General features: G+C 57.6%; 20 protein-coding genes, 4 tRNA genes and 1 pseudogene. 20 read left to right on the top strand and 5 right to left on the bottom strand.

Features of this window, described 5'->3' with window-relative positions; all coding sequences use genetic code 11:
• Window positions 1-54: 54 nt before the first annotated feature.
• A complete protein-coding gene (locus ABRP31_RS10260) occupies window positions 55-1,251 on the bottom strand; it encodes an amino acid aminotransferase (protein WP_099270790.1) in 1,197 nt (398 codons plus the stop codon).
• Window positions 1,252-1,606: 355 nt separating this feature from the next.
• Between ABRP31_RS10260 and uvrB the strand changes: the two genes are divergently transcribed.
• The 9 genes from uvrB (at window position 1,607) to ABRP31_RS10305 (ending at window position 8,249) form a co-directional block, all read left to right on the top strand.
• A complete protein-coding gene (gene uvrB, locus ABRP31_RS10265) occupies window positions 1,607-3,622 on the top strand; it encodes an excinuclease ABC subunit UvrB (RefSeq protein ID WP_087266054.1) in 2,016 nt (671 codons plus the stop codon).
• Between the two features lie 169 nt (window positions 3,623-3,791).
• A complete protein-coding gene (gene gltX / locus ABRP31_RS10270; RefSeq protein ID WP_087266052.1) occupies window positions 3,792-5,273 on the top strand; it encodes a glutamate--tRNA ligase in 1,482 nt (493 codons plus the stop codon).
• A gap of 146 nt (window positions 5,274-5,419) precedes the next feature.
• Window positions 5,420-5,495, top strand: a tRNA-Ala gene (locus ABRP31_RS10275).
• 89 nt (window positions 5,496-5,584) lie between these two features.
• Window positions 5,585-5,660: transfer RNA gene (locus tag ABRP31_RS10280), tRNA-Glu, on the top strand.
• A gap of 50 nt (window positions 5,661-5,710) precedes the next feature.
• Window positions 5,711-5,786: transfer RNA gene (locus ABRP31_RS10285), tRNA-Ala, on the top strand.
• A gap of 47 nt (window positions 5,787-5,833) precedes the next feature.
• Window positions 5,834-5,909, top strand: a tRNA-Glu gene (locus ABRP31_RS10290).
• A gap of 332 nt (window positions 5,910-6,241) precedes the next feature.
• Entirely contained in the window at window positions 6,242-6,703 is a 462-nt protein-coding gene (locus tag ABRP31_RS10295; protein WP_349970870.1) for a thioesterase family protein, read from the top strand.
• Between the two features lie 30 nt (window positions 6,704-6,733).
• Window positions 6,734-7,693, top strand: coding sequence for a tRNA-dihydrouridine synthase (locus tag ABRP31_RS10300; protein WP_349970869.1), 960 nt, complete (start codon window positions 6,734-6,736; stop codon window positions 7,691-7,693).
• Window positions 7,694-7,805: 112 nt separating this feature from the next.
• The gene (locus tag ABRP31_RS10305) at window positions 7,806-8,249 is read left to right on the top strand and encodes an Hsp20 family protein (RefSeq protein WP_349970868.1); all 444 of its coding nucleotides are present in this window, start codon (window positions 7,806-7,808) and stop codon (window positions 8,247-8,249) included.
• 45 nt (window positions 8,250-8,294) lie between these two features.
• Here the strand turns inward: ABRP31_RS10305 and ABRP31_RS10310 are convergent.
• Window positions 8,295-10,400 (bottom strand): annotated as a pseudogene (locus tag ABRP31_RS10310) (putative bifunctional diguanylate cyclase/phosphodiesterase); the annotation flags it as partial.
• Between the two features lie 111 nt (window positions 10,401-10,511).
• Entirely contained in the window at window positions 10,512-11,390 is an 879-nt protein-coding gene (locus ABRP31_RS10315; protein ID WP_087274130.1) for a LysR family transcriptional regulator, read from the bottom strand.
• A 149-nt stretch (window positions 11,391-11,539) separates the two neighbouring features.
• Here ABRP31_RS10315 and leuC point away from each other — a divergent pair, with 149 nt between their 5' ends.
• From leuC to ABRP31_RS10365, 10 genes are all read left to right on the top strand, one after another.
• Complete coding sequence (leuC, locus tag ABRP31_RS10320; protein ID WP_087274132.1) at window positions 11,540-12,964, top strand: 3-isopropylmalate dehydratase large subunit; 1,425 nt, start codon at window positions 11,540-11,542, stop codon at window positions 12,962-12,964.
• Window positions 12,965-12,974: 10 nt separating this feature from the next.
• Window positions 12,975-13,616 carry a 3-isopropylmalate dehydratase small subunit gene (gene leuD, locus ABRP31_RS10325; protein WP_349970867.1) on the top strand — a complete coding sequence of 214 codons (642 nt, stop codon included), beginning with the start codon at window positions 12,975-12,977 and terminating at the stop codon, window positions 13,614-13,616.
• 75 nt (window positions 13,617-13,691) lie between these two features.
• Window positions 13,692-14,453, top strand: a complete 762-nt coding sequence (locus ABRP31_RS10330; protein ID WP_349970866.1) for a class I SAM-dependent methyltransferase — start codon at window positions 13,692-13,694, stop codon at window positions 14,451-14,453.
• A 65-nt stretch (window positions 14,454-14,518) separates the two neighbouring features.
• Window positions 14,519-15,601 carry a 3-isopropylmalate dehydrogenase gene (gene leuB, locus ABRP31_RS10335; RefSeq protein WP_087274137.1) on the top strand — a complete coding sequence of 361 codons (1,083 nt, stop codon included), beginning with the start codon at window positions 14,519-14,521 and terminating at the stop codon, window positions 15,599-15,601.
• A gap of 68 nt (window positions 15,602-15,669) precedes the next feature.
• Window positions 15,670-16,782, top strand: a complete 1,113-nt coding sequence (gene asd / locus ABRP31_RS10340) for an aspartate-semialdehyde dehydrogenase (RefSeq protein ID WP_027900872.1) — start codon at window positions 15,670-15,672, stop codon at window positions 16,780-16,782.
• Window positions 16,783-17,086: 304 nt separating this feature from the next.
• Window positions 17,087-18,079, top strand: a complete 993-nt coding sequence (locus ABRP31_RS10345; protein ID WP_349970865.1) for a 2-dehydro-3-deoxygalactonokinase — start codon at window positions 17,087-17,089, stop codon at window positions 18,077-18,079.
• A 1-nt stretch (window position 18,080) separates the two neighbouring features.
• Window positions 18,081-18,710, top strand: a complete 630-nt coding sequence (locus ABRP31_RS10350) for a 2-dehydro-3-deoxy-6-phosphogalactonate aldolase (protein ID WP_087274141.1) — start codon at window positions 18,081-18,083, stop codon at window positions 18,708-18,710.
• Between the two features lie 47 nt (window positions 18,711-18,757).
• Window positions 18,758-19,906 (top strand): galactonate dehydratase, encoded by a 1,149-nt coding sequence (gene dgoD, locus ABRP31_RS10355; protein ID WP_087274143.1) that lies wholly within the window; start codon window positions 18,758-18,760, stop codon window positions 19,904-19,906.
• Between the two features lie 151 nt (window positions 19,907-20,057).
• The gene (locus tag ABRP31_RS10360) at window positions 20,058-21,368 is read left to right on the top strand and encodes an MFS transporter (protein ID WP_087274145.1); all 1,311 of its coding nucleotides are present in this window, start codon (window positions 20,058-20,060) and stop codon (window positions 21,366-21,368) included.
• A 77-nt stretch (window positions 21,369-21,445) separates the two neighbouring features.
• Window positions 21,446-22,255, top strand: coding sequence for an IclR family transcriptional regulator (locus tag ABRP31_RS10365; protein WP_349970864.1), 810 nt, complete (start codon window positions 21,446-21,448; stop codon window positions 22,253-22,255).
• A 117-nt stretch (window positions 22,256-22,372) separates the two neighbouring features.
• Here ABRP31_RS10365 and ABRP31_RS10370 read toward each other — a convergent pair whose 3' ends face one another.
• Complete coding sequence (locus ABRP31_RS10370; protein ID WP_349970863.1) at window positions 22,373-23,425, bottom strand: NAD(P)-dependent alcohol dehydrogenase; 1,053 nt, start codon at window positions 23,423-23,425, stop codon at window positions 22,373-22,375.
• A 178-nt stretch (window positions 23,426-23,603) separates the two neighbouring features.
• On the opposite strand from ABRP31_RS10370, the gene ABRP31_RS10375 reads away from it, so the two are divergent.
• Window positions 23,604-24,509, top strand: coding sequence for an AraC family transcriptional regulator (locus ABRP31_RS10375; RefSeq protein ID WP_087274151.1), 906 nt, complete (start codon window positions 23,604-23,606; stop codon window positions 24,507-24,509).
• 161 nt (window positions 24,510-24,670) lie between these two features.
• On the opposite strand, the gene ABRP31_RS10380 is transcribed toward ABRP31_RS10375, so the two are convergent.
• A complete protein-coding gene (locus ABRP31_RS10380; protein ID WP_349970862.1) occupies window positions 24,671-26,326 on the bottom strand; it encodes an electron transfer flavoprotein-ubiquinone oxidoreductase in 1,656 nt (551 codons plus the stop codon).
• Window positions 26,327-26,672 lie beyond the last annotated feature (346 nt).

The raw sequence follows: 26,672 nt of genomic DNA on the forward strand, positions 1-26,672 counted from the left end.
AAAAAAAGGGAAGTCAGACTCTCGTCTGCTTCCCTTTTTTCACCGCCGCAACCTTTAGATCACTTGGATGATCGCCTTGCACACGGTATCAATGTTGCTCTGGTTCAGCGCTGCAACGCAGATCCGGCCGGTGTCGAGGGCGTAAATACCGAACTCGTTACGCAGGCGATGCACCTGCTCAGTGGTCAGGCCTGAGTAAGAGAACATGCCGCTCTGGCGACCGACGAAGCTGAAGTCCTGGCCCGCAGGGTTGTTGGCCAGACGCTCGACCATCGCCTGGCGCATGCTCTTGATGCGGACGCGCATTTCGCCCAGCTCTTCTTCCCATTTTGCGCGCAGTTCAGGGCTGTTGAGTACCGCTGCAACGATGGTTGCGCCATGTGTAGGCGGGTTGGAGTAGTTGGTGCGGATCACGCGCTTGACCTGGGACAGGACGCGGGCGGTCTCTTCTTTAGAGTCAGTGATGATCGACAGCGCGCCGACGCGTTCGCCATACAGCGAGAACGACTTGGAGAACGAGCTGGAAGCGAAGAACGTCAGGCCCGATTCTGCGAACAGACGGACGGCAACTGCGTCTTCATCAATGCCGGTGCCGAAGCCTTGGTACGCCATGTCCAGGAAAGGCACGTGGCCTTTGCTCTTGACCACTTCCAGCACTTTTTTCCAGTCGTCCAGCGTCAGATCAACGCCAGTCGGGTTGTGGCAGCAGGCGTGCAGCACGACGATCGAACCGGATGGCAGATTCTGCAGGTCTTCCAGCATGCCGGAACGGTTCACGTCATGGCTGGTCGCATCATAATAGCGATAGTTCTGCACCGGGAAACCGGCGGTTTCAAACAGGGCGCGATGGTTTTCCCAGCTTGGATCGCTGATTGCCACGACTGCATCAGGGCGCAATTGCTTGAGGAAGTCAGCACCGATTTTGAGAGCGCCGGTGCCACCCACGGCCTGAGTGGTCAGAACGCGGCCGGAAGCGATCAACGGCGAATCAGCACCCAGCAGCAGTTTTTGTACCGCAAGGTCGTAGGCTGCGATGCCGTCGATCGGCAGGTAGCCACGAGGAGCGTGTTGAGCCACGCGAATATTCTCTGCTTCGGCAACGGCGCGCAGAAGGGGAATGCGTCCTTCTTCGTTGCAATAGACGCCCACGCCAAGATTGACCTTGGTGGTACGGGTATCGGCGTTGAATGCTTCGTTGAGGCCCAGGATAGGATCGCGTGGTGCCATTTCGACAGCGGAGAACAGGCTCATTTTTGTGGCGGCTCTGTGTGAGAGGTGAGGGGAAACCCGCTCTGACCCGAATGCGCCAGAGCGGTGCACAAACGGGGAGTCAGTATAGAGGCCATCTCTGGCCGGGGCGACAGCCGGTGACGGATTTTTTAAAGGTTTTTGAGGTTATTTGTCAGTCAATGGTCGTGTTGCAACACGCTTCGTGTACCTGAGGCCAATTTAATCGGTTGAAGGCGGCGGGTTGAAAGGTTGCGATGGCGACTCCATTTGTAGTCCCATCACTTCATATTCTGTACGACTGATCCTTAGTGGTTAGCCGGCGGCAGTTCTCCGGTTCTCGCCTGCAACATTGCGAGAACCCACCCAGAGGTACGTTATGTCCGAGTTTCAGCTCGTAACCCGCTTTGAGCCTGCTGGCGATCAGCCCGAGGCCATCCGCCAACTGGTCGAAGGGATCGACGCCGGTCTGGCTCACCAGACCTTGCTAGGGGTAACAGGCTCGGGCAAGACGTTCAGCATTGCCAACGTGATCTCCCAGGTGCAGCGCCCGACTTTGGTGCTCGCCCCGAACAAAACCCTGGCTGCGCAGTTGTACGGTGAGTTCAAGGCGTTTTTTCCGAACAACGCCGTCGAATACTTCGTCTCTTATTACGACTATTACCAGCCTGAAGCCTATGTACCGTCGTCTGATACCTTCATCGAGAAGGATGCGTCGATCAACGATCACATTGAGCAGATGCGTCTATCCGCTACCAAGGCTTTGCTGGAACGCAAGGACGCCATTATCGTCACCACGGTGTCGTGCATTTATGGTCTGGGCAGCCCGGAAACTTATTTGCGCATGGTGTTGCACGTGGATCGCGGTGACAAACTCGATCAACGCGCTTTGCTGCGTCGTCTGGCTGATTTGCAGTACACCCGAAATGACATGGACTTCGCCCGGGCGACGTTCCGGGTACGCGGCGATGTAATTGACATCTATCCTGCGGAGTCGGATCTGGAAGCGATTCGCATCGAGCTGTTTGACGATGAGGTGGAGAGCATTTCGTCGTTCGATCCGCTGACCGGCGAGGTGATCCGCAAGCTGCCGCGTTTTACCTTTTACCCCAAGAGCCACTACGTCACGCCACGGGAAACTCTGGTGGAGGCGATGGAAGGCATCAAGGTCGAGTTACAGGAGCGTCTTGAGTACCTGCGCACCAACAACAAACTGGTTGAAGCTCAGCGTCTCGAGCAGCGGACCCGTTTCGATCTGGAAATGATTCTCGAGCTAGGTTACTGCAACGGTATCGAAAACTACTCGCGCTATCTGTCGGGACGTCCTTCCGGTGCGCCGCCGCCAACCTTGTACGACTATCTGCCGCCTGATGCGCTGCTGATCATCGACGAGTCTCACGTCAGCGTGCCGCAGGTCGGCGCCATGTACAAAGGTGACCGCTCGCGTAAAGAAACTTTGGTCGAATACGGCTTCCGTCTGCCATCGGCGCTAGATAACCGGCCGATGCGTTTCGACGAGTGGGAAGCAGTCAGTCCGCAAACGATTTTTGTCTCGGCGACTCCGGGCAATTACGAGGCAGAGCACGCTGGTCGTATCGTCGAGCAGGTTGTGCGGCCAACCGGGCTGGTAGATCCGCAAATCGAGATTCGTCCGGCGCTGACTCAGGTGGATGATCTTCTCTCGGAGATCACCAAGCGGGTGGCGCTAGAGGAGCGAGTGCTGGTCACGACGTTGACCAAGCGCATGTCCGAAGACCTGACCGATTACCTGGCTGACCATGGCGTGCGGGTTCGGTATCTGCACTCGGACATCGATACGGTGGAGCGGGTGGAGATTATTCGCGATCTGCGGTTGGGGACTTTCGATGTGCTGGTGGGGATCAACCTGCTGCGCGAGGGTCTGGATATGCCTGAAGTGTCGCTGGTGGCAATTCTCGATGCAGATAAAGAAGGCTTCCTGCGTTCCGAGCGTTCGCTGATCCAGACCATTGGTCGTGCGGCCCGTAATCTTAATGGGCGGGCGATCCTCTATGCGGATCGCATCACCGGCTCCATGGAACGCGCCATCGGCGAGACCGAGCGGCGCCGTGACAAACAGATCGCGTTCAACCTGGCCAATGGCATCACCCCAAAAGGTGTGTTCAAGGACGTCGCCGACATCATGGAAGGCGCCACGGTGCCGGGTTCGCGCAGCAAGAAGCGCAAAGGCATGGCCAAGGCTGCGGAAGAAAGCGCCAAGTACGAAAACGAACTGCGCTCACCGAGCGAGATCACCAAGCGTATTCGGCAACTGGAAGAGAAAATGTACCAGTTGGCCCGCGACCTGGAGTTCGAAGCCGCGGCACAGATGCGCGACGAAATCGGCAAGCTGCGCGAGCGTTTGCTGACCGTATAGCGGTTTGGGGTCTGGAGCCTATCCTGTGGGAGCCGGGCTTGCCCGCGATACATGAGACGGTGCTAGAAGACATTCCGCGTTATCGTTTATCGCGAGCAAGCTCAGCTCCCACATGATCACTGGCGCCTGTTAATATTCACGGCTTGTTTGACCTATTTCGGGATTTTTCATGACCACCGTTCGTACCCGCATCGCGCCTTCGCCTACCGGCGACCCTCACGTTGGCACGGCTTATATCGCGCTTTTCAACTATTGCTTTGCCAAGCAGCACGGCGGTGAGTTCATCCTGCGTATCGAGGATACCGATCAACTGCGTTCGACCCGTGAGTCGGAACAGCAGATCTTCGACGCGCTGCGCTGGCTGGGTATTGAATGGAGTGAAGGCCCGGATGTCGGTGGTCCGCATGGTCCGTATCGGCAAAGCGAGCGGGGCGACATCTACCAGAAGTACGCGCAACAGCTGGTTGAGTTGGGCCATGCCTTCCCGTGTTTCTGCACCGCAGAAGAACTGGATCAAATGCGTGCCGAGCAAACCGCTCGTGGCGAAACGCCGCGTTATGACGGCCGCGCCTTGTTGCTATCCAAAGAAGAAGTAGCCCGTCGTCTGGCGGCAGGCGAGCCCCACGTGATCCGCATGAAAGTGCCGACCGAGGGCGTTTGCATCGTGCCGGACATGCTGCGTGGCGAAGTGGAGATCCCGTGGGATCGCATGGACATGCAAGTGTTGATGAAGACTGACGGCCTGCCGACTTACTTCCTGGCCAACGTCGTCGATGACCACCTGATGGGCATCACCCACGTGCTGCGCGGTGAAGAGTGGCTGCCATCGGCGCCCAAGCTGATCCTGCTTTATGAATACTTCGGCTGGGACAAGCCGCAACTGTGCTACATGCCGCTGTTGCGTAACCCGGACAAGAGCAAGCTGTCCAAGCGCAAGAACCCGACTTCAGTTACGTTCTACGAGCGCATGGGCTTCATGCCTGAAGCAATGCTCAACTATCTCGGTCGTATGGGCTGGTCGATGCCTGACGAGCGCGAGAAGTTTTCCCTGGAAGAAATGGTTGAGCATTTCGATCTGTCGCGGGTTTCTCTGGGCGGTCCGATCTTCGATATCGAGAAGCTTTCGTGGCTCAACGGCCAGTGGCTGCGTGAACTTCCAGTCGAAGAGTTCGCTTCGCGTCTGCAGCACTGGGCGTTGAATCCTGAATACATGATGAAGATCGCGCCGCACGTGCAGGGCAGGGTGGAGACCTTCAGTCAGGTCGCGCCTCTGGCCGGTTTCTTCTTCGCCGGTGGCGTGACACCGGACGCCAAACTGTTCGAGCACAAGAAGCTGTCTGCTGATCAGGTTCGTCAGGTCATGCAGTTGATTCTGTGGAAGCTGGAGTCTCTGCGTCAGTGGGAGAAGGACCGGATCATGGGCAGTATTCAGGCGGTCGTCGATCATCTGGAGCTCAAGCTGCGGGATGCCATGCCGTTGATGTTTGCCGCGATTACCGGGCAAGCCAATTCCGTGTCGGTGACTGATGCGATGGAAATTCTCGGCCCGGACCTGACCCGCTTCCGCTTGCGTCAGGCGCTTGATTTGCTGGGCGGCGTCTCGAAGAAAGAAAACAAGGAATGGGAAAAGCTTCTGGGCGCCATCGCCTGAGGCAATGCCTGTGCCTGTCAGTCCCCCGGTTTTCCGGGGGCTGAATGGTAAGTGGTTGTATTACCGACAAAAAACTTTAGAAATTGTTAAAAATAAATTTGACAGCTTTGCCACTCACGCTTAACATGCGCCCCGTCCACTGATGTGGGGCTTTAGCTCAGCTGGGAGAGCGCCTGCATGGCATGCAGGAGGTCAGCGGTTCGATCCCGCTAAGCTCCACCAAATTTAGAGTTTCAAAGCTCGGCTACAATGCTTTGAAGCGATGCAAGATAAGCGGATCCAGCGCCGATTATCAGCATAAAGAAGGTTTTGTCCCCTTCGTCTAGTGGCCTAGGACACCGCCCTTTCACGGCGGTAACAGGGGTTCGAGTCCCCTAGGGGACGCCATTTTAAAATGCATCATTTGAACGTGATGTGAGCCGCGAGGCTATAAATCCGGGGCTTTAGCTCAGCTGGGAGAGCGCCTGCATGGCATGCAGGAGGTCAGCGGTTCGATCCCGCTAAGCTCCACCAATTTTGCCAGGGTTCGTTTTTAAAGCGGATCTGCTCGAAGGTTTTGCGTCCCCTTCGTCTAGTGGCCTAGGACACCGCCCTTTCACGGCGGTAACAGGGGTTCGAGTCCCCTAGGGGACGCCACGATTTCTCGCTCTGCGAGACCAAGGGTCATTCGATTATTGAATGGCCCTTTTGTTTTTCTGGCGTTTGATAAAACGCCTTCCCTCCAGGTACGTCTTAGTCCCCCCGGTTTTCTGCAGGAGCTCACGAGCACCGCAAGGCAGCGATGGCGTCCTGTCTGATACACCGCCATCGCGGCCTCGCGGTGCTCGTGCGCTCCTGCAGGTTCGGCGTTTACCGCGAGACGGTGGATGTCGAGGCGCGCCTATAGGTCACTAGCAGTTGACCCACCTCTCATTAGCCGCTTTGGTTACACTCATCAGCCAATACAAACCAGCAACGCAGGAGCAAGCATGGTCTGGGATCTGACAACGCCTTTTGTGATCGACCTCAATGTCGCGGCCGATGATATTGACGGGCTGGGGCATGCCAATAACGCGGTGTATGTGACGTGGCTGGAGCGTTGCGCCTGGCGCCATTCCCAGCAGTTGGGGCTGGACCTGAGTGAGTATCGTCGCCTGGATCGGGCGATGGCGGTGGTTCGGCATGAGATCGACTACCTGGCCAGCGCCTATCAGGACGATGAGTTGCAGTTGGCCACCTGGATTGTCGACTGGGACAAACGCCTGAAAATGACTCGACGTTTTCAGCTCAGACGCCCGAGTGACGGGGTGACGTTGTTGCGTGCTCAGACCACTTTTGTCTGCATCGAGCTGTCCAGTGGCAAGCCTAAACGCATGCCCGCAGAGTTCATCGAGGGGTATGGCGTCGCCGTGGCTAATCCTCTGGTTTCCAATACCGCCAGCGCGCCGTAAACTGCCGGACTTTTTTTCGAGTGTGACCCCATGCAAATTGCTCTGGCGCCCATGGAGGGGCTGGTTGACGACATCCTGCGCGATGCCCTGACAAAAGTCGGCGGGATCGACTGGTGCGTGACCGAATTCATTCGGGTGTCCGAGCGCTTAATGCCGGCTCATTACTTCTACAAGTACGCTTCCGAGTTTCACAAAGGTGCGAAAACCGATGCCGGAACGCCGTTGCGCCTGCAGTTGCTGGGCTCCGATCCGGTCTGTTTGGCGGAGAACGCCGCGTTTGCCTGTGAGCTGGGCGCGCCAGTGCTGGATCTGAACTTCGGTTGCCCGGCCAAAACCGTCAACCGTTCCCGCGGCGGCGCGATTCTGCTCAAAGAACCTGAGTTGCTGTACTCCATCGTCAATCAGGTGCGCAGCGCGGTGCCCAAAGAGATTCCGGTCACCGCCAAAATGCGCCTGGGTTACGAAAACACCGACGGCGCGCTGGATTGCGCGCGTGCGCTGGCTGACGGCGGGGCAGAGCAGATCGTCGTACATGCCCGCACCAAGGTCGACGGCTATAAGCCGCCTGCCCACTGGGAATGGATTGCGCGGATTCAGGAAGTGGTCAAGGTGCCGGTAGTTGCCAACGGAGAAATCTGGACCGTCGATGACTGGCGCCGCTGCCGGGAAATTTGTGGCGCTCGGGACATCATGATCGGACGCGGGCTGGTGGCACGTCCCGACTTGGCCCGGCAGATTGCCGCCGCGCAGAAAGGCGAAGAAGTTGTGCCGATGACCTGGGCCGAAATGCAGCCCATGTTGCGGACCTTCTGGTTGCAGTGTCTGGAGAAAATGACCCTGATTCAGGCACCTGGCCGTCTTAAACAATGGCTGGTGCTGCTGACCAAAAGCTACCCGGAGGCAACGCAGATGTTTGATGCGTTGCGCCGTGAAACCGACTGTCAGCGCATCAGTGTTCTGCTGGGTGTCGGTGCCGACGAACGGTCATAAAAAATTTGAAAATTAACTCTTGAAAAGCTTTTGGCCGACCCTAGCTTAGGGATTACGCGATGCCGAATTCGGGTCGCGGATTAAACCACTCGCTGTTTACAGGAGATTTATCATGACTACTGCATTTTCTCTGGCCCCTCTGTTCCGTAGCTCTGTGGGCTTTGATCGTTTTAACGACCTGTTCGAGGCTGCTGCCCGCAATGAATCCGCTGGCGGCTACCCTCCTTACAACGTCGAGAAGCACGCGGATGACCAATACCGCATCGTGATCGCGGCCGCAGGCTTCGTTGAAGAAGACCTTGAGCTTCAGGTCGAAAAGGGCGTGCTGACTGTTTCGGGCGGCAAGCGTGAAAATACTGCTGAGGGCGTGACCTACCTGCATCAGGGTATTGCTCAGCGGGCTTTCAAATTGTCGTTCCGGTTGGCTGATCACATCGAAGTGCAGAACGCTGGCTTGTCCAACGGCTTGCTGAACATTGATCTGCTGCGTCTGGTGCCTGAAGAGGCTAAAGCCAAACGCATCCCGATCAATGGTCAGAAAGTTCTGAACAGCTGATTGTTCACCTGCCAGCAAAAGAAGGCGCCTTTATGGCGCCTTCTTTCATCCCAATAAATTCATCTGGCTGCTCTCGAACAGGCTCTCTGGTTGTTTCAATCGTTTTTCGAATGCGCTCAGGGTCAGCGGTTCACTGAACAGATAGCCCTGGTACAAGCTGCACCCTAGTTGCTCAAGAAACTCCAACTGCAAAGGTTGCTCAACGCCTTCGGCAATCACCGTCAGGTTCAAACTCTGCGCCATGGCCACAATGGCACGAATAATTTCTGCGTCGTTAGGGTCGGTGGTCGCATCGCGGATAAAAGACTGGTCGATTTTCAAAGCGTCGACTGGCAGCCGTTTCAAGTAGGTCAGGGATGAATAGCCGGTGCCGAAGTCATCCATGGCAAAGCTCACGCCGAGTTTTTTCAGCTCATGCATCTTGGCGATGGTTTCGTCCAGATTCTGAATAACGATGCCTTCGGTGATTTCCAGCTTGAGCAGGTTGCTCGGAAGGCTATTCATGCGCAGGCAGCGTTTGACCCGATCAACGAAGTCGTTTTGTCTGAACTGACGGGGGCTGATGTTGACGCACAGACTGAAGTGCTGCAGGTCGACCAGCTTGTCACGCAGCAGTTTGCTCGCCGCCCGACAGGCTTCCTCAAGAATCCAGGCGCCGACCTCGAGGATCATTCCGCTTTCCTCCAGAATCTGAATGAATTGATTGGGGGGCAGGTTTCCGGTTTCCGGGTGCTCCCAGCGCAATAACGCTTCTGCACCAATGATCCGGTTGAGGCGTGTGTCCACTTGCGGTTGATAACACAGGCTGAACTCACCTCGGGGCAATGCCAGGCGCAGGTCATTCTCCATGCGCAGGCGTTCGATGGCTGCTTTTTGCATGGAATCGTGGAAAAGCTGGGTGGCGTTGCGGCCAGAGTCTTTTGCCCGGTACAGCGCGATATCGGCGCGTTTAAGCAAATCAGCACTGGTCAGACCGTGATCGGGGATCAGTGCGATACCGATGCTCGGTGTAATTTGCAGGCGTTGGTTGTCCAGAAACATCGGCTGGGTGAGCAGGGCGCGGAGCATGTCGGCCAGCTCCAGTACCTGATCAGTGACGTCGTCGCGGCTACCTTCCAGGCCGCTGATGAGCACTACAAACTCGTCGCCCCCCAAGCGGGCGACGGTGTCTTCCATTCGTACGCTGGCTTCAAGCCGCGCGGTGACGATTTTCAGCACGCTATCGCCCACCGGGTGGCCGAGTGAATCGTTGATGTGCTTGAAGTGATCGAGGTCCATAAACAGCAGGGCGCCACGCAAGCTATGGCGTTGCAGCAGGATTATTTGCTGGCTCAGGCGATCCATGAGCAATGCCCGGTTGGGCAGGTTGGTCAGAGAGTCGTGATAGGCCAGATGCTGGACCTGCTCTTGCGCGCTTTTCAATTCGCTGATGTCCCGAGCGTTCATCAGCAGGCATTCAGTGTCGTTGAGGGTAATGGTTTCGATCGACACTTCGGCGGTGACATGTGTCCCGTCCTTGTGGCAGCCGGTCATTTCCCGGTGATGCACCCGGCCATTTTCTTCCAGGTCGCGAAGGAGCTGCTGGCGTTGGTTGATGTCCGACCAGATCCCGAGTTCGGCGACCGTATGTCCGATGACTTCCTCGGGAGTAAACCCCAGCAAACGGCAAAAACCGCCATTTACCTCCAGATAACGGCCGCTTGCGCGCTCTGTGATGGTAATTGCGTCAGGACTTGCGTGGAACGCCTTGGCGAATTTCTCTTCGCTGGTTTTGAGGGCGCGCTCAGCCCGCAGATGTGCGCTGTTGTCCATGAACGTACTAAGTAAATAGAGCTGCTGCTCCAGTTCGACTTTCAACGCGCTGAAGGTGCCTTCGACCATTCTGCCATCGCGGGCCCGCAACTTTACATCCAGCCTGACAGGCTCATCTTGTGTCACAACTCGCCTGACCAGGCTGTTGCGTTGTTCGGAGTCGTCCCATAGCGCCAGGTCGACTCCCGTCCGGCCAATGGCTTCGGCAGCGGGCCAGCCCAGAAGTGTTTCAAACTGACGATTGACCTCGCAGATGATCCCGCTATCGATGTGGGACAAAATCACGACGTTAGGGCTGAGGTTGTAGAGCGTTGCAAAACGCTTTTCCGATTCGCTCAGCGGCGCCGCGGTGCCGGACGACTCAAGGGTGATGCTGTCTGCGGGTATTGGCATGGGATCACGCGCCTGTAGTGATAAAGGCAGTAATACGATCTTCAGCGGTTTCAACTTTCAAGATTGACTGGCCTGTGCATCAAGTAACGCCATGAACGCTCGGGCCGCATTAGACAACGTACGCTCCGTATGAAGTATGTAGCCTAGCTGACGACTGAGCTGTATGCCCGGCAATGGAATGCGCGCCACTTGTTCATCCAGCATAGTGCGTGGCAGCACGCTCCACGCGAGGCCGATGGAAACCATCATTTTGATGGTTTCCAGATAGTTGGTACTCATGGCGATATCTGGCTTGAGTCCCTGCGCTTCACACAATCCGCTGACGATGTGGTGGGTGAACGTGTTGTTGCCGGGGAACACTGCCGGGTAGCCGACGATGTCCTGCAGACTCACCGGGCCGCTGTTGGCGAGCGGATGTTCCGGCGCTGCGACGAAGTCCAGCGGGTCGTCCCAGACCGGTACGGCCTTGACCAGCGAGTGGGGATCAGGGGCCAGGGTGATAACGGCCAGCTCGGCACGGCCATGAAGAATTTCTTCGTAGGCAACTTCCGAATCCAGAAACTGGATGTCCAGCGCCACTTCAGGAAAACGACGGGTGAACTCCCGTAACAGGGGCGGCAGACGGTGCAGGCCGATGTGATGGCTGGTGGCTAACGTCAGACGGCCGGTCACTTCACCGGTCAGATTGGTCAGTGCCCGGCGGGTGTCATCCAGCACATTTAGAATCTGGTAGGCCCTTGGCAGCAAGGCTCTGCCAGCTTCGGTCAGGCTCACTTCCCGGCCTAGTCGATCAAACAGCCGCACATTCAACTGCTGCTCCAGCCCGGCAATTCGCTTGCTGATAGCGGGCTGCGTCAAGTGCAGGCGTTCCCCGGCCCCGGAAAAGCTGCCGGTTTCGGCAATGGCGATAAAAGCATTGAGGTTAGCCAAGTCCATTTCAGATTCCAGTTGGTTATCCAAAGCATAAAAATTATGAATTTGAGTTATTTAAGCATATTCCATAGCATTGCCTCACAAGCCAAAGGGTCATCGGTCGATCACCCAGGGCATAGAAAGATAGAAACACGCTGATGAGGAACCATCCGATGGCCGGCAAAACGTTGTACGACAAGCTCTGGGATTCCCACGAAGTAAAGAAGCGTGACGACGGTTCGTCGCTGATTTACATCGACCGCCATATCATTCATGAAGTGACTTCGCCGCAGGCGTTTGAAGGCTTGCGTCTGGCTGGTCGTAAACCGTGGCGCATCGACGCCAACATTGCGACCCCGGACCACAACGTGCCGACTACTCCGGAACGTAAAGGTGGTATCGAGGCTATCGCTGACCAGGTGTCGCGTCTGCAAGTGCAGACCCTCGACGACAACTGCGACGAGTACGGCATTACCGAATTCAAAATGAACGACGTGCGTCAGGGCATCGTTCACGTCATCAGCCCGGAGCAGGGTGCAACCTTGCCGGGCATGACCGTGGTGTGTGGTGATTCGCATACCTCCACTCATGGCGCATTTGGTGCGCTGGCTCATGGCATCGGCACCTCGGAGGTTGAGCACGTGCTCGCCACCCAGTGCCTGGTGGCCAAGAAAATGAAGAACATGCTGGTCTCCGTCGAAGGCAAATTGCCGGTTGGCGTGACGGCTAAAGACATCGTGTTAGCGGTAATCGGCAAAATCGGCACCGCTGGCGGTAATGGCCATGCGATGGAATTTGCGGGCAGCGCGATCCGCGATCTGTCGGTTGAAGGTCGTATGACCATCTGCAACATGTCCATTGAGGCGGGCGCTCGCGTCGGTCTGGTGGCTACGGATGAAAAGACCATTGCCTACGTGAAGGGACGTCCTTTCGCACCTAAAGGCGAGCAGTGGGATTTGGCAGTAGAGGCTTGGAAAGACCTGGTTTCCGATGCTGATGCGCACTTCGACACCGTGGTCAAACTCGATGCCGCGCAAATCAAGCCGCAAGTCAGTTGGGGCACTTCTCCGGAAATGGTCCTGGCCGTTGATCAGAACGTGCCTGATCCGGCTCAGGAAGCTGATCTGGTCAAGCGCGGCTCTATCGAGCGTGCCTTGAAGTACATGGGCCTCAAAGCCAATCAGGCCATCACCGATATCCAGCTGGATCGCGTGTTTATTGGTTCTTGCACCAACTCGCGGATCGAAGATTTGCGCGCTGCGGCTGAAATCGCCAAAGGCCGCAAAGTCGCTTCCACCATCAAGCAGGCGATCGTCGTGCCGGGCTCGGGGCTGGTCAAGGCGCAGGCTGAAAGCGAAGGTCTGGACAAGATCTTTCTCGAGGCCGGTTTCGAATGGCGTGAGCCAGGTTGCTCGATGTGTCTGGCGATGAACCCGGACCGCCTGGAAAGTGGCGAGCATTGCGCCTCCACTTCCAACCGTAACTTCGAAGGTCGCCAGGGTGCGGGTGGTCGTACTCACCTGGTCAGCCCGGCGATGGCCGCAGCAGCGGCGGTCAACGGTCGTTTCATTGATGTTCGCGAACTGATTCAGCACTAAGGAGCCCAGCATGAAAGCCTTTACTCAGCACACCGGCCTTGTCGCTCCTCTGGATCGTGCCAACGTCGATACCGACCAGATCATTCCCAAGCAGTTTCTCAAGTCGATCAAGCGCACGGGCTTTGGTCCGAACCTGTTCGATGAGTGGCGTTATCTGGACGTTGGCCAGCCGTATCAGGACAACTCCAAGCGCCCGTTGAACCCGGACTTCGTCCTCAACGACGCACGTTATCAAGGCGCCAGCGTGTTGCTGGCCCGGGAAAACTTCGGCTGCGGCTCAAGCCGTGAGCACGCGCCGTGGGCACTGGATGAATACGGTTTCTGCGCGATTATCGCGCCCAGCTATGCCGACATCTTTTTCAACAACAGCTTCAAGAACGGCTTGCTGCCGATCATTCTTGACGAGGCTGAGGTTGACGAGCTGTTCAAGCAGGTTGAAGCCTGCGAAGGCTACCAGTTGACCATCGACCTGGCGGCCCAGACGGTCACTCGTCCGGATGGCAAGGTATACAGCTTTGAAGTCGATGCGTTTCGCAAGCATTGCCTGCTGGAAGGTCTGGATGACATCGGCCTGACCCTGGTGGATGGCGAAGCGATTGCCGGTTTCGAAGCGAAGCACCGCGCCAGCCAGCCTTGGTTGTTCCGCGGTTGAGATAGAAGGCTTGGAATGCATCCCACAGGTTCAGCGCTAGCAGGATTATTCGCGATTACTCAAAAGGCAACCTTCATGACCACAGCCCACACTCAAGTCGTACAACGTCAATTCGGTGAACAGGCCGCGGCCTATCTGAGCAGTGCCGTGCACGCCCAAGGTACCGAGTTTGCGCTGCTACAGGCCGAAGTGGCGGGGCGCAGTGATGCTCGGGTTCTGGACCTGGGATGCGGCGCGGGGCATGTGAGTTTCAATGTCGCGTCGTCGGTGGGCGAAGTGGTAGCGTACGACCTTTCGCAGCAGATGCTCGATGTGGTGGCGGCTGCAGCGCAGGAGCGAGGGCTGACCAACGTCAGCACCGTGTGCGGCGCGGCGGAAAGTCTGCCGTTTGAGGATGGCGAGTTCGACTTTGTGTTCAGTCGCTATTCGGCCCACCACTGGAGCGATCTGGCGCCGGCCTTGCGTGAAGTGCGCAGAGTCCTGAAGCCGGGAGGCGTCGCCGCCTTTATTGACGTAATGTCGCCGGGCAGTCCGTTGCTGGATACCTACCTGCAAAGCGTTGAAGTGCTGCGTGACACCAGTCATGTGCGCGACTATTCCGCTGCCGAGTGGTTGCGTCAGGTCAGTGAAGCTGGTCTGTTCACCCGTAGTCACAGCCGTCAGCGTCTGCACCTGGAGTACAACTCCTGGGTAGAACGCATGCGTACCCCGCAAGCCTTTCGGGTCGCGATTCGGGAGTTGCAGCAGGCGATGGGCGCAGAAGTGCGCGAGTATTTCGAGATTTCCGCTGACGGCTCGTTCAGCACCGATGTTCTGGTGCTGTGGGCCGAACGCTAGTTCTTTCCGTTCAGTAGACGAAGAGGCGCTGACCGACAGTGCCGTTACAAAAAATTGAGGATGTTATGAGCAAGCAGATTCTGATTCTCCCAGGTGACGGTATTGGTCCGGAAATCATGACCGAAGCGGTCAAGGTGCTGGAACTGGCCAATGAGAAGTATCAACTGGGCTTTGAACTCAGCCACGACGTGATTGGCGGCGCAGCCATCGACAAGCATGGCGTGCCACTGGCCGACGAAACCCTGGATCGTGCCCGCGCTGCTGATGCGGTATTGCTGGGCGCAGTGGGCGGCCCGAAATGGGACACCATCGAGCGCGATATCCGCCCAGAGCGCGGTCTGCTGAAAATCCGTGCGCAACTGGGCCTGTTCGGCAATTTGCGTCCGGCGATCCTGTATCCGCAACTGGCCGATGCCTCCAGCCTCAAGCCTGAAATCGTTGCCGGTCTGGACATACTCATCGTTCGTGAACTGACCGGCGGCATCTACTTCGGTGCCCCGCGTGGCAGCCAGACGCTGGAAAACGGCGAGCGTCAGGCTTACGACACGCTGCCGTACAGCGAAAGCGAAATCCGCCGCATCGCTCGAGTCGGTTTCGACATGGCGCGCGTGCGTGGCAAGAAACTGTGCTCGGTGGACAAGGCCAACGTTCTGGCTTCCAGCCAGTTGTGGCGTGAAGTGGTCGAGGAAGTAGCCAAGGATTACCCGGACGTCGAACTGAGCCACATGTACGTCGACAACGCCGCCATGCAACTGGTGCGTGCGCCGAAGCAGTTTGACGTGATCGTGACCGACAATATGTTTGGCGACATCCTTTCCGACGAAGCGTCGATGCTCACCGGCTCCATCGGCATGCTGCCTTCGGCCTCGCTGGATGCCAATAACAAGGGCATGTACGAGCCTTGTCATGGTTCGGCACCTGATATCGCGGGCAAAGGCATTGCCAACCCATTGGCGACTATCCTTTCGGTCTCGATGATGCTGCGTTACAGCTTCAATCTGACCGACGCGGCAGACGCCATTGAAAAGGCTGTCAGCCTGGTTCTTGATCAGGGCTTGCGCACGGGCGACATCTGGTCGGCCGGTAACGCGAAAGTCGGTACGCAGGAAATGGGCGACGCTGTAGTCGCCGCGCTGCGCAATCTGTAATATCTGCGGCCCGTTGCGAATTCGAACCCGAATGCAACGGCCCACTTTTTGTAAAAGGTGTAGTTGCGATGAAACGTGTAGGTCTGATCGGTTGGCGTGGAATGGTCGGTTCCGTGCTCATGCAGCGGATGCTGGAAGAGCAGGATTTTGACCTGATCGAGCCGGTGTTTTTTACCACCTCCAACGTGGGCGGCCAAGGCCCCTCCGTGGGCAAGGACGTGGCTCCGCTCAAGGATGCCTATAGCATCGACGAGTTGAAAACCCTCGACGTGATTCTGACCTGCCAGGGCGGCGACTACACCAATGAGGTGTTCCCGAAGCTGCGCGAAGCCGGTTGGCAGGGTTACTGGATCGACGCCGCTTCCAGCCTGCGTATGCAGGATGACGCGGTCATCGTTCTGGATCCGGTGAACCGCAAGGTCATTGATCAGCAACTGGATGCGGGCACCAAGAACTACATTGGTGGTAACTGCACCGTCAGCCTGATGCTAATGGGTCTGGGCGGTCTGTTCGAAGCCGGTCTGGTGGAGTGGATGAATGCCATGACCTATCAGGCCGCCTCTGGTGCGGGCGCGCAGAACATGCGCGAACTGATCAAGCAAATGGGCGCGACCCACGCGGCTGTTGCCGACGATCTGGCCAACCCTGCCAGCGCGATTCTGGACATCGACCGCAAAGTCGCTGAAGCCATGCGCAGCGATGCCTACCCAACGGAAAACTTCGGTGTGCCGTTGGCTGGTAGCCTGATTCCGTGGATCGACAAAGAACTGCCGAACGGCCAGAGCCGTGAAGAGTGGAAAGGCCAGGCCGAGACCAACAAGATTCTGGGTCGCTTCAAGAGCCCGATTCCGGTCGACGGTATCTGCGTACGGATCGGTTCGATGCGTTGCCACAGCCAGGCACTGACCATCAAGCTTAATAAGGACGTGCCAATCGCCGACATCGAAGGTTTGATCAGCCAGCACAACCCTTGGGTGAAACTGGTGCCGAACCATCGCGAAGCGAGCATTCAGGAGCTGAGCCCGACTTCCGTGACTGGCACCATGAGCATCCCGGTGGGCCGTCTGCGCAAGCTGAACATGGGTTCGCAGTATCTGGGCGCCTTCACCGTTGGCGACCAACTGCTGTGGGGCGCGGCTGAACCGCTGCGCCGCATGCTGCGGATTCTGCTGGAGCGTTGATCGCCCGGTTGTAGCGCCGACATGAAAAACCGCCTTTTGGGGCGGTTTTTTTATGGGCGAAGATTTTTGGTTGAAATGCATTCCCTAACTGGAGCTGAGCTTGCTCGCGATAAGGGCACCGCGCATCGCAGGTCGAGCTCGTCCAGGCTTATCGCCAGTAAGCTCGGCTCCCGCATAAGGTCTGAATAGTCTGGAGTATCGTTTGTCCCAAAATATGGGATGCAAATTTACATATTGAGATATTTCCCCTTTAAGGTTTATAGTCCCCCTCGCACTCACTGCTCAAAAAATAATAGGTGAAGCGATGCAAGCGCATTTGATCGCGCTCGATTGGGGGACAACCTCACTTCGTGCTTATCGACTCGGCGACCAAGGCCGGGTTCTGGAACAGCGCTCGCTGAGCGCGGGCATCATGCAATTGCCGAGTACGCCGCGAATGATCGCCGGCGAACTCTGCAGCGACGGTTTCGAACTGGCTTTCGACGAGGCGTGCGGCGACTGGCTCGATGCCGAGCCGAATCTGCCTGTCATTGCCTGTGGCATGGTCGGCAGCGCCCAAGGCTGGCGCGAAGCGGTCTATCGGGAAACCCCGGCCAGCGTGTCCGGCCTCAGCTCTGCCTTGCAAACCATACGCAGCCTGCGCGGTGTCGATGTCCACATTATTCCCGGTGTACTTCAGCGCTCGGTCCTGCCCAATGTCATGCGTGGTGAAGAAACCCAAGTGCTGGGCGTTCTGGCAGGGCTGTCTGCCACCGAAGCCCTCAAACCCCTGCTGATTGGTTTACCCGGCAGTCACTCGAAATGGGTTCAGGCCGCCGACGGCTGCATCCTGCATTTCGATACGTTCATGACCGGCGAAGTCTTCGCTGCGTTGAGCAACCACACGATTCTCGGCCGCACCATGCAGCGCAGCGATGTCTTCGATCAGTCGGCATTCGATCTGGGTGTTGCGGTCGCCTTGTCAGCCGACGGCGCAGCGGGACCGCTGTCGACGATTTTCAGTTGCCGCACGCTTGGCCTGACCGGTCAGCTCAGTGCCGATGCACAGCCCGACTACCTGTCAGGTCTGTTGATTGGTCATGAATTAGCGACCCTGGCTGCCATGCAGCGTGACCTCCATTCCGAATTGCCCGCCGTCATTCTTCTGGGCGGCGAGCAACTGTGTCTGCGTTACGGGCGAGCTCTGCACGCCTGCGGTTTTCTCCATGTGACGGTGGCAGAACAGGCCACCGAGCGCGGTCTATGGCAAGTGGCACTCAAAGCCGGCTTGCTCGCCAACATTCCATTAGAGGTCTGACATGCTCAAGCAAGCACTGCTCGAAAACGGCTTGATCGCCATTCTGCGCGGCCTGCGCCCGGCGGAAGCGCCTGCCATCGGTGATGTGTTGTATCAGGCGGGTTTCCGGGTCATTGAAGTGCCACTCAACTCGCCGCAGCCCTACGACAGCATTCGTCTGTTGCGCCAAAGCCTGCCTGCCGATTGCCTGATCGGTGCAGGCACCGTGATGACCCCCGAACAGGTCAATCTGGTCAAGGAGGCGGGCGGGCAGGTCATCGTCATGCCGCACAGCGATGCCAAGGTGCTGCGTGCTGCGAAAGAGGCGGGATTGTTCCTGTCACCTGGCGTGGCAACGCCCAACGAGGCCTTCGCTGCGTTGGCTGAAGGCGCCGACGTGCTCAAGCTGTTTCCCGCTGAGCAAATGAGCCCGGCGGTCGTTAAAGCATGGCTGGCAGTGTTACCGATTGGCACCGCGCTGGTTCCGGTCGGTGGCATTACGCCGGACAACATGAAGGCCTTTCTGGACGCTGGCGTCAAAGGTTTCGGCCTCGGCTCCGGCTTGTTCAAACCGGGCATGAGCGTGGCCGATGTCGACGAGCGGGCCCATGCCTATGTTGCCGCCTGGAAACAGTTGACCGAACGTTTCTGAGTAACCAGAGCGCTTCAGGCGCCACTTCAAATAAGAGAATCGCACACATGAAAATCACCAAACTCACGACTTTTATCGTTCCGCCGCGCTGGTGCTTCCTCAAGGTTGAAACCGACCAGGGCATTACCGGTTGGGGCGAGCCAGTAGTTGAAGGCCGCGCCCACACGGTGGCAGCTGCTGTCGAAGAGCTGTCTGATTACTTGATCGGTAAAGACCCGCGCAACATTGAAGACATCTGGACCGTGCTCTACCGTGGTGGCTTCTATCGTGGCGGTGCGGTGCACATGAGTGCGCTGGCCGGTATCGATCAGGCATTGTGGGATATCAAGGGCAAGCATCTGGGTGTGTCGGTCAGTGATCTGCTCGGCGGCCAGGTACGCGACAAGATTCGCGTGTACTCGTGGATCGGCGGTGACCGTCCGGCTGACACGGCACGTGCTGCAAAAGAAGCGGTGGAGCGAGGTTTCACTGCAGTGAAGATGAACGGCACTGAAGAGCTGCAGTTCCTCGACACTTTCGACAAGGTCGATCTGGCGCTGGCCAACGTTGCCGCGGTGCGTGACGCAGTTGGGCCGAACGTTGGCATCGGCGTCGACTTCCATGGCCGGGTGCACAAGCCCATGGCCAAAGTGCTGATGAAAGAACTGGACCCGTACAAGCTGATGTTCATCGAAGAACCAGTGCTCAGCGAGAACTACGAGGCGTTGAAAGAGTTGGCTCCGCTGACCAGTACGCCGATTGCCCTGGGCGAACGGCTGTTCTCGCGCTGGGATTTCAAGCGGGTACTGAGTGAAGGCTACGTCGATATCATCCAGCCGGATGCGTCGCATGCCGGTGGTATCACCGAAACCCGCAAGATCGCCAACATGGCTGAGGCCTACGATGTGGCACTGGCGCTGCATTGCCCGTTGGGGCCGATTGCACTTGCCGCGTGCCTGCAACTGGATGCTGTCTGCTACAACGCATTCATTCAGGAGCAGAGCCTGGGCATTCACTACAACGAGAGCAATGACCTCTTGGATTACATCAAGAATCCCGAGGTATTCGATTACGAAAAAGGCATGGTGAAAATCCCCAACGGGCCAGGCCTGGGCATCGAAATCAACGAAGAGTACGTCAAGGAGCGCGCGGCTATTGGTCATCGCTGGCGCAACCCGATCTGGCGCCATGCCGATGGCAGCTTTGCGGAGTGGTGATTTTTCGGGCTGATGCCTGAGCCTTGTAGGAGCTGCCAAAGGTTGCGAAAGCGATGGGCCTGAACCGCCTCAATTCGCACCCTTCGGCAGCCCCTACAAAAATTCACCCTGTTCGTAGCGACCTCAATAAAGACAAAAAGAGGCACCTCACATGCAAACCCGCACTCTCGAAGGGGCGGCGTCTTTAGCGACGCCTACCCGCAAGCGTTATTTCATCATGGTCCTGTTGTTCATCACCGTCGTGATCAACTATCTGGACCGCAGCAACCTGTCCATCGCTGCGCCAGCACTGACCAGCGAACTGGGGATCGACCCGGTCCATGTCGGGTTGATTTTCTCTGCATTCGGCTGGACTTATGCCGCCATGCAACTGCCCGGTGGCTGGCTGGTGGATCGCGTACCGCCGCGGATTCTGTACACCGCCGCGCTGGCGCTGTGGTCCATCGCGACCATCATGCTCGGCTTCGCTGCCAGTTTCATCGCGCTGTTTGTTTTGCGCATGGCCGTGGGCGCGCTCGAAGCTCCTGCGTATCCGATCAACAGTCGTGTGGTTACCACATGGTTTCCTGAGCGTGAACGGGCCACGGCCATCGGTTTCTACACGTCCGGACAGTTTGTCGGCCTGGCATTTCTGACGCCGGTGCTGGCCTGGCTGCAAGCGCACTACGGCTGGCACATGGTGTTCGTCAGCACCGGTGCGGTGGGCGTGCTCTGGGCAGTGATCTGGTACATGGTCTATCGCGAGCCTCGTGATTTCAAAGGCGTTAACGAGGCAGAAATCGAGTTGATCCGCGAGGGCGGCGGGCTGGTGGATATCCAGGCTGACACGGCCAAGGAAAAACGTCCGTTCAGTTGGGCGGATCTGGGCATCGTGCTCACCAAGCGCAAGCTCTGGGGGATTTACCTGGGGCAGTTCTGCCTGAACTCGACGCTGTGGTTCTTCCTGACCTGGTTCCCGACCTATCTGGTGAAATACCGCGGCATGGATTTCATCAAGTCCGGCCTGTTGGCGTCGCTGCCATTTCTTGCGGCGTTCGTCGGTGTGCTGTGTTCGGGGTTTTTCTCCGACTGGCTGATCCGTCGTGGTTACACCGTTGGTTTTGCGCGCAAATTGCCGATCATCGCGGGGCTGCTGATTTCCACTTCGATCATTGGCGCGAACTTCGTGGATTCGACGCCGCTGGTTATCGCATTTTTGGCGTTGGCGTTTTTCGGTAATGGTCTGGCGTCCATCACCTGGTCGCTGGTGTCGACCCTGGCTCCGGCGCGTCTGCTGGGCCTGACGGGCGGGACCTTCAACTTCATCGGCAACCTGTCGGCGATAGCTACGCCTATAGTGATTGGCTTTCTGGTCTCGGGCGATTCGTTTGCGCCTGCTATCACTTACATTGCCGCGCTGGCACTGATTGGTGCGCTGTCCTACATCCTGTTGGTGGGCAAGGTCGAGCGTATCGAGCTGTAATCGCAGGTCTCGCAGGTAGCATGGAGATGGGCTGGCGGCGATAATGCCGCCAGTTTTTTGATGGGGTAAAGCCTGATATGTCGCAAGCGCTCGACGACACAGCAAGCAGCACTGCCAAGGATCCTGCTCCGACGGGTACGCAAACCCTGTTGCGCGGACTCGGCGTGGTTCAGGCCGTTGCCGACGGTGCGCGGGACCTGAAAGAGATTGCCCGCCGAATTGGTACGACGCGAAGCACCACGCACCGGCTGGTCAGTTGCCTGGTGGAGGAGCGTTACTTGCGGGTAGTGCCGCAGGTCGGCTATCTGCTGGGGCCAAAGCTGATCGAACTGGGCTTTCAGGCGCGGGAGGAAGTGCCCTTGGCGATGCTCGCCCGGCCGTATCTGGATGAGCTTTCACAGTTGACCGGTGACACCGTCCACCTCGCGATTCGTGATGGCGATGAAGTGCTTTATCTGCACAAGAATCCTGGGCGTAACGGTCCCGAAATGCGCTCGCGAGTCGGCCATCGTATGCCGCTGGCGCGTACCGGGATTGGCAAGGCGTTGCTGCTGGACAGTCCGGAAAGCGAGTGGCTGCGTTTGTATCAGATCAGTCTGCCGGAAGTGGCGCGCAACCCTTTATGGCCCGCCCACGAGGAGCAATCCTGGGAGCAGGTGCGTCAACGGATGCATGAATACGTGCAAGGCGGTTACGCCTTTGATCTGGAGGACAACGAACCGTCGATCCGCTGCGTGGCAGCGCCGATTCGTGATGCGGGCAAGCACATTGTTGCCGGTATCAGCATTGCCAGTACCGTGCCTTACATGCCGCTGGAAAAAATGGCCGAGCTGGTGCCGTTGATCAAGCAGGTGGCGGGCAGGTTGTCGGCGGAATTGGGTGGGTAAAGCGGTACCCCTGTAGGAGCTCACCGAGGTTACGAGGCCAGCGATGGCGGTACGTCTGACACACCGCCATCGCTGGCCTCGTAACCTCGGTGAGCTCCTACAGTGACAGTGCAGCGCTTAAGCTTTCAGAGTCGCCATATCAATCACAAAGCGATACTTCACGTCGCCTTTTACAACACGCTCGAACGCTTCGTTGATATTGCGAATGTCGAGCATTTCGATGTCGCAGGTGATGTCGTGTTCAGCGCAGAAGTCCAGTACTTCCTGAGTTTCTGCCATGCCGCCAATCATCGAGCCAGCCAGTACCTTACGGGACATGACCAGATTTACTGCGTTCACCGGCGGATCTACTGGCTCGATCAGCCCAACCAGAATGTGCACACCGTCGAAACGCAGGGTCTGCAGGTAGGGATTTAGATCGTGCTGCACCGGGATGGTGTCCAGCAGGAAGTTGAACGTTCCGGCAACAGCTTGCATCTGCGCTTCGTCGGTAGAGATGACCACGTGATCAGCGCCCTGGCGACGACCTTCCTCTGCCTTGCTGGCGGAGCGGGTGAAGAGGGTGACTTCAGCGCCCATGGCCTTGGCGAACTTGATGCCCATGTGGCCCAGGCCACCCATGCCCAGTACACCAACCTTGTCACCGGCCTTGACGCCGTAGTGCTTGAGCGGCGAGTAGGTGGTGATACCGGCGCAAAGAATCGGTGCGGCGCTGGCCAGGTTCAGTTTTTCAGGGATGCTCACGACGAAGCGTTCGCTGACCACGATGCTGTCGGAATAGCCGCCCATGGTCAGGCTGCCGTCGATGCGGTCCTGTCCGGCATAGGTCGGGGTCATGCCGTTCTGGCAGTAGTTTTCCAGATCCGCTTTACAGGCGTCGCAAGTGCGGCACGAGTCAACCATGCAACCAACGCCTACCAGATCGCCGACTTTATACTTGCTGACATCAGCACCGACCGCAGTCACTTTGCCGACAATTTCGTGGCCGGGCATCAATGGGTAAGCTGCGAAGCCCCACTCGTCGCGGGCCTGGTGAATGTCAGAGTGGCAGACGCCGCAGAACATGATTTCGATGGCCACATCATCCGGACGCGGGCTGCGACGTTCGAAGGACAGGGGGGCGAGGGGCGCGGTCGATGATTGGGCGGCATAACCGATAGCTTTGTACATGGTGAACCTCGCAGGGCAATGAATAATTGAGGCTGACCATTTTGCGGGAAGGTAGGGGTCACGACCATGGTCATTCCTCCGCGACTCATGCCTGATCCTCCGGAATTTTTGGGTTTGATATTGCTACATGTAGCATTTCTGCGATCATGCAGCTGTCTAATCCTCCGCCCGGTGCCTCATGTTGTTGCCCCATCAATCCGATGCCAATGCCACCCTTGTTTCCCTGATCAAGCCGTTGGCGACTCGTCCGGGTTTTGTGCCGACGTTGTTGCCTGAGGTCAACGTGGTGTCGTTCGCCAGCTATGTGGCGAGTAGCCCGCAGATCTATGAACCGAGCCTGATGATCATTGCTCAAGGTGGCAAGCTGGCCAGCCTTGGTACACGGACCCTCGATTACGGTGCTGGGCATTATCTGGTTCAGGCGCTTTCTGTGCCGTTCATGTGTGAAACCTTCGCCTCGCCCGAGGCGCCGCTGTTTGGCGTTTCTGTGGCAATTGACCGGGTGATGCTCGGCGAACTGGTACAGGCCATGGGGCCGATGCCGGATCAGATCGTTGAAGCGCAGACTCCAGAATCAATGACCTCGGCTTTGCTTGATGCGCCGATGCGGGAAAGTGTCGAGCGTTTGTTGCGTTGCCTGCACGATCCGCTCGATTGTCAGGTGTTGGGGCCGTCGCGGTTGCGCGAAGTGCTTTACGCCGCATTGCGCGGTCCTCAGGCCGGGGTGTTACGTGCGTTGGTCGCCCAGCAGAGCCATTTCTCGCGTGTAGCAGCATCGCTGGCGTATCTGCACAGCCATTATGCCGAGCCGTTGAACGTCGATACCCTGGCGCGTCAGGCCAACATGAGTGCTTCCACCTTTCATGAGCATTTCAAGCGCAGCACCTTGTTGTCACCCGTGCAGTATCTGAAGCGTTTGCGTCTGCTCAAGGCTCAGCAGATGTTGATTACCGAGGGTATGGGGGTGGCGCAGGTCGCGCACTGTGTGGGGTATCAAAGCACGTCGCAGTTCAGCCGCGAATATAAACGCTACTTCAACCGGAATCCGGGGGAAGAGGGTGTGCAGCTGCGAATTCCGGCCTGAATGTTACTGAACCTGTATGAGCCCATGAGCAGCGCGAGGCAGCGATAGCGATTTGTCTGACATACCGCTATCGCTGCCTCGCGCTGCTCGTGAGCTCCTACAGGTCTTCTGTTTGAAGCAAGACGGCGCGGTGTCAGAGGCAACGCGCCGTCGCAGGTTTGCTACATATTTGGGTAGGTAGGGCCGCCGCTGCCTTCCGGTGTCACCCAGGTGATGTTCTGCGAAGGGTCCTTGATGTCACAGGTCTTGCAGTGTACGCAGTTCTGGGCGTTGATCTGGAAGCGCTTCTCACCATCCTCCTGCGTCACCACCTCGTAGACGCCCGCCGGGCAGTAGCGTTGAGCGGGTTCGTCATACAACGGCAGGTTGGTACCGATCGGGATGCTCGGGTCGGTCAGCTTCAGGTGGCAAGGCTGTTCTTCTTCGTGGTTGGTACCGGAGATGAACACCGAGCTGAGCTTGTCGAAGCTGAGCTTGCCGTCGGGTTTCGGGTAGTCGATCTTCGCCGAGTCTGCTGCCAGTTTCAGGCAAGCATAGTCTGGCTTGGTGTCGTGCAGCGTGAACGGTAGCTTGCCGCCGAATATGTTCTGATCAACAAAGTTAAACGCGCCGCCCATGATGGCGCCGTACTTATGGAGTGCGGGACCGAAGTTGCGGCTGGCGAACAGCTCTTCGTGCAGCCAGCTGTTTTTGAATGCAGAAACATAAGTGTTCAGCTCATCGCCGCCTTCCTTGCCCGCTAACAAGGCCTCTGCCACTGACTCGGCGGCCAGCATGCCGGACTTCATGGCGGTGTGGCTGCCCTTGATCTTGGCAAAGTTCAGCGTACCCAGATCGCAACCGATCAGTGCGCCGCCCGGGAATACCATCTTCGGCAGCGAATTCAGGCCGCCCTTGCAGATCGCTCGTGCTCCATAGCTGATGCGCTTGCCACCTTCCAGATACTGCGAAACTACCGGGTGATGCTTGTAGCGCTGAAATTCATCGAACGGCGACAGGTAAGGGTTGCTGTAGGACAGGTCGACGATCAGGCCCACGACCACCTGATTATTTTCCAGGTGATAAAGGAAGGAGCCACCCATGTTCTCGTCGTCCAGCGGCCAGCCAGCGGTATGCACCACCAGACCTCGCTCGTGTTTGGCCGGATCGACTTCCCAGATTTCTTTCAGGCCAATGCCGTAGTGCTGGGCGTCAGCTTCGGTATCAAGGTTGAAACGTTTGATCAGTTGCTTGCCGATGTGGCCGCGGCAACCTTCGGCAAACAGGGTGTACTTGCCGCGCAATTCCATGCCGGGGGTGTACAGGCCGTCTTTTGGCTGACCTTCACGGTCAACACCCAGATCACCGGTGACGATACCGCGTACCACACCGTTTTCATCGATCAGCGCTTCCTGAGCGGCGAAGCCCGGGTAGATTTCTACACCGAGGTTCTCGGCCTGCTGGGCGAGCCAGCGGCACAGATTGCCCAGCGAGATAATGTAGTTGCCCTCGTTGTGCATGGTCTTGGGCACAAACAGATCAGGCACTTTTACCGATTTTTCAGCGCTGCGCAGGACATAGATGTCGTCACGCTTGACGGGCGTGTTCAGCGGCGCGCCGAGGTCTTTCCAGTCCGGGAACAACTCGTTCAGTGCGCGGGGTTCGAACACCGCGCCCGATAGGATGTGTGCGCCAACTTCGGAGCCTTTTTCTACTACGCAGACGCTGATTTCCTGACCGGCTTCAGCAGCCTTTTGTTTTAGACGGCACGCGGCAGAAAGCCCGGCGGGGCCGGCACCGACGATGACGACGTCGAATTCCATAAATTCGCGTTCCACAGGCTATCTCCTACTCAAGGCTCACAGTATTTTTTTATATGCAGCGTACTAACCAGCGTGCGGTGCATCAGTAACCCGCATCTTCGAATGCTGCGCAGTATATCTACACCACCCGGCAGGGCCAATACAAACGTTTGTTTGAAATGGCCGCAGGCCAGATAAAACATAGACGTGCGGCTCATGACTGGCGGTTTTGTCGTATTGACCGCATAACGGCTTGCGGTCAAGATACGGACGGTTTTGCGCTCGCCGTAGGCTGAACATCGCCTGAACTGCACCTCTGAGGCGTCGCGAGCGCGTTACAGGCAAATCCACGTCACGAATTTGCGGGTGCAAAGTTTACACG

It is taken from the genome of Pseudomonas caspiana, assembly GCF_040224095.2.
In the GTDB taxonomy this organism is placed as follows: domain Bacteria; phylum Pseudomonadota; class Gammaproteobacteria; order Pseudomonadales; family Pseudomonadaceae; genus Aquipseudomonas; species Aquipseudomonas caspiana.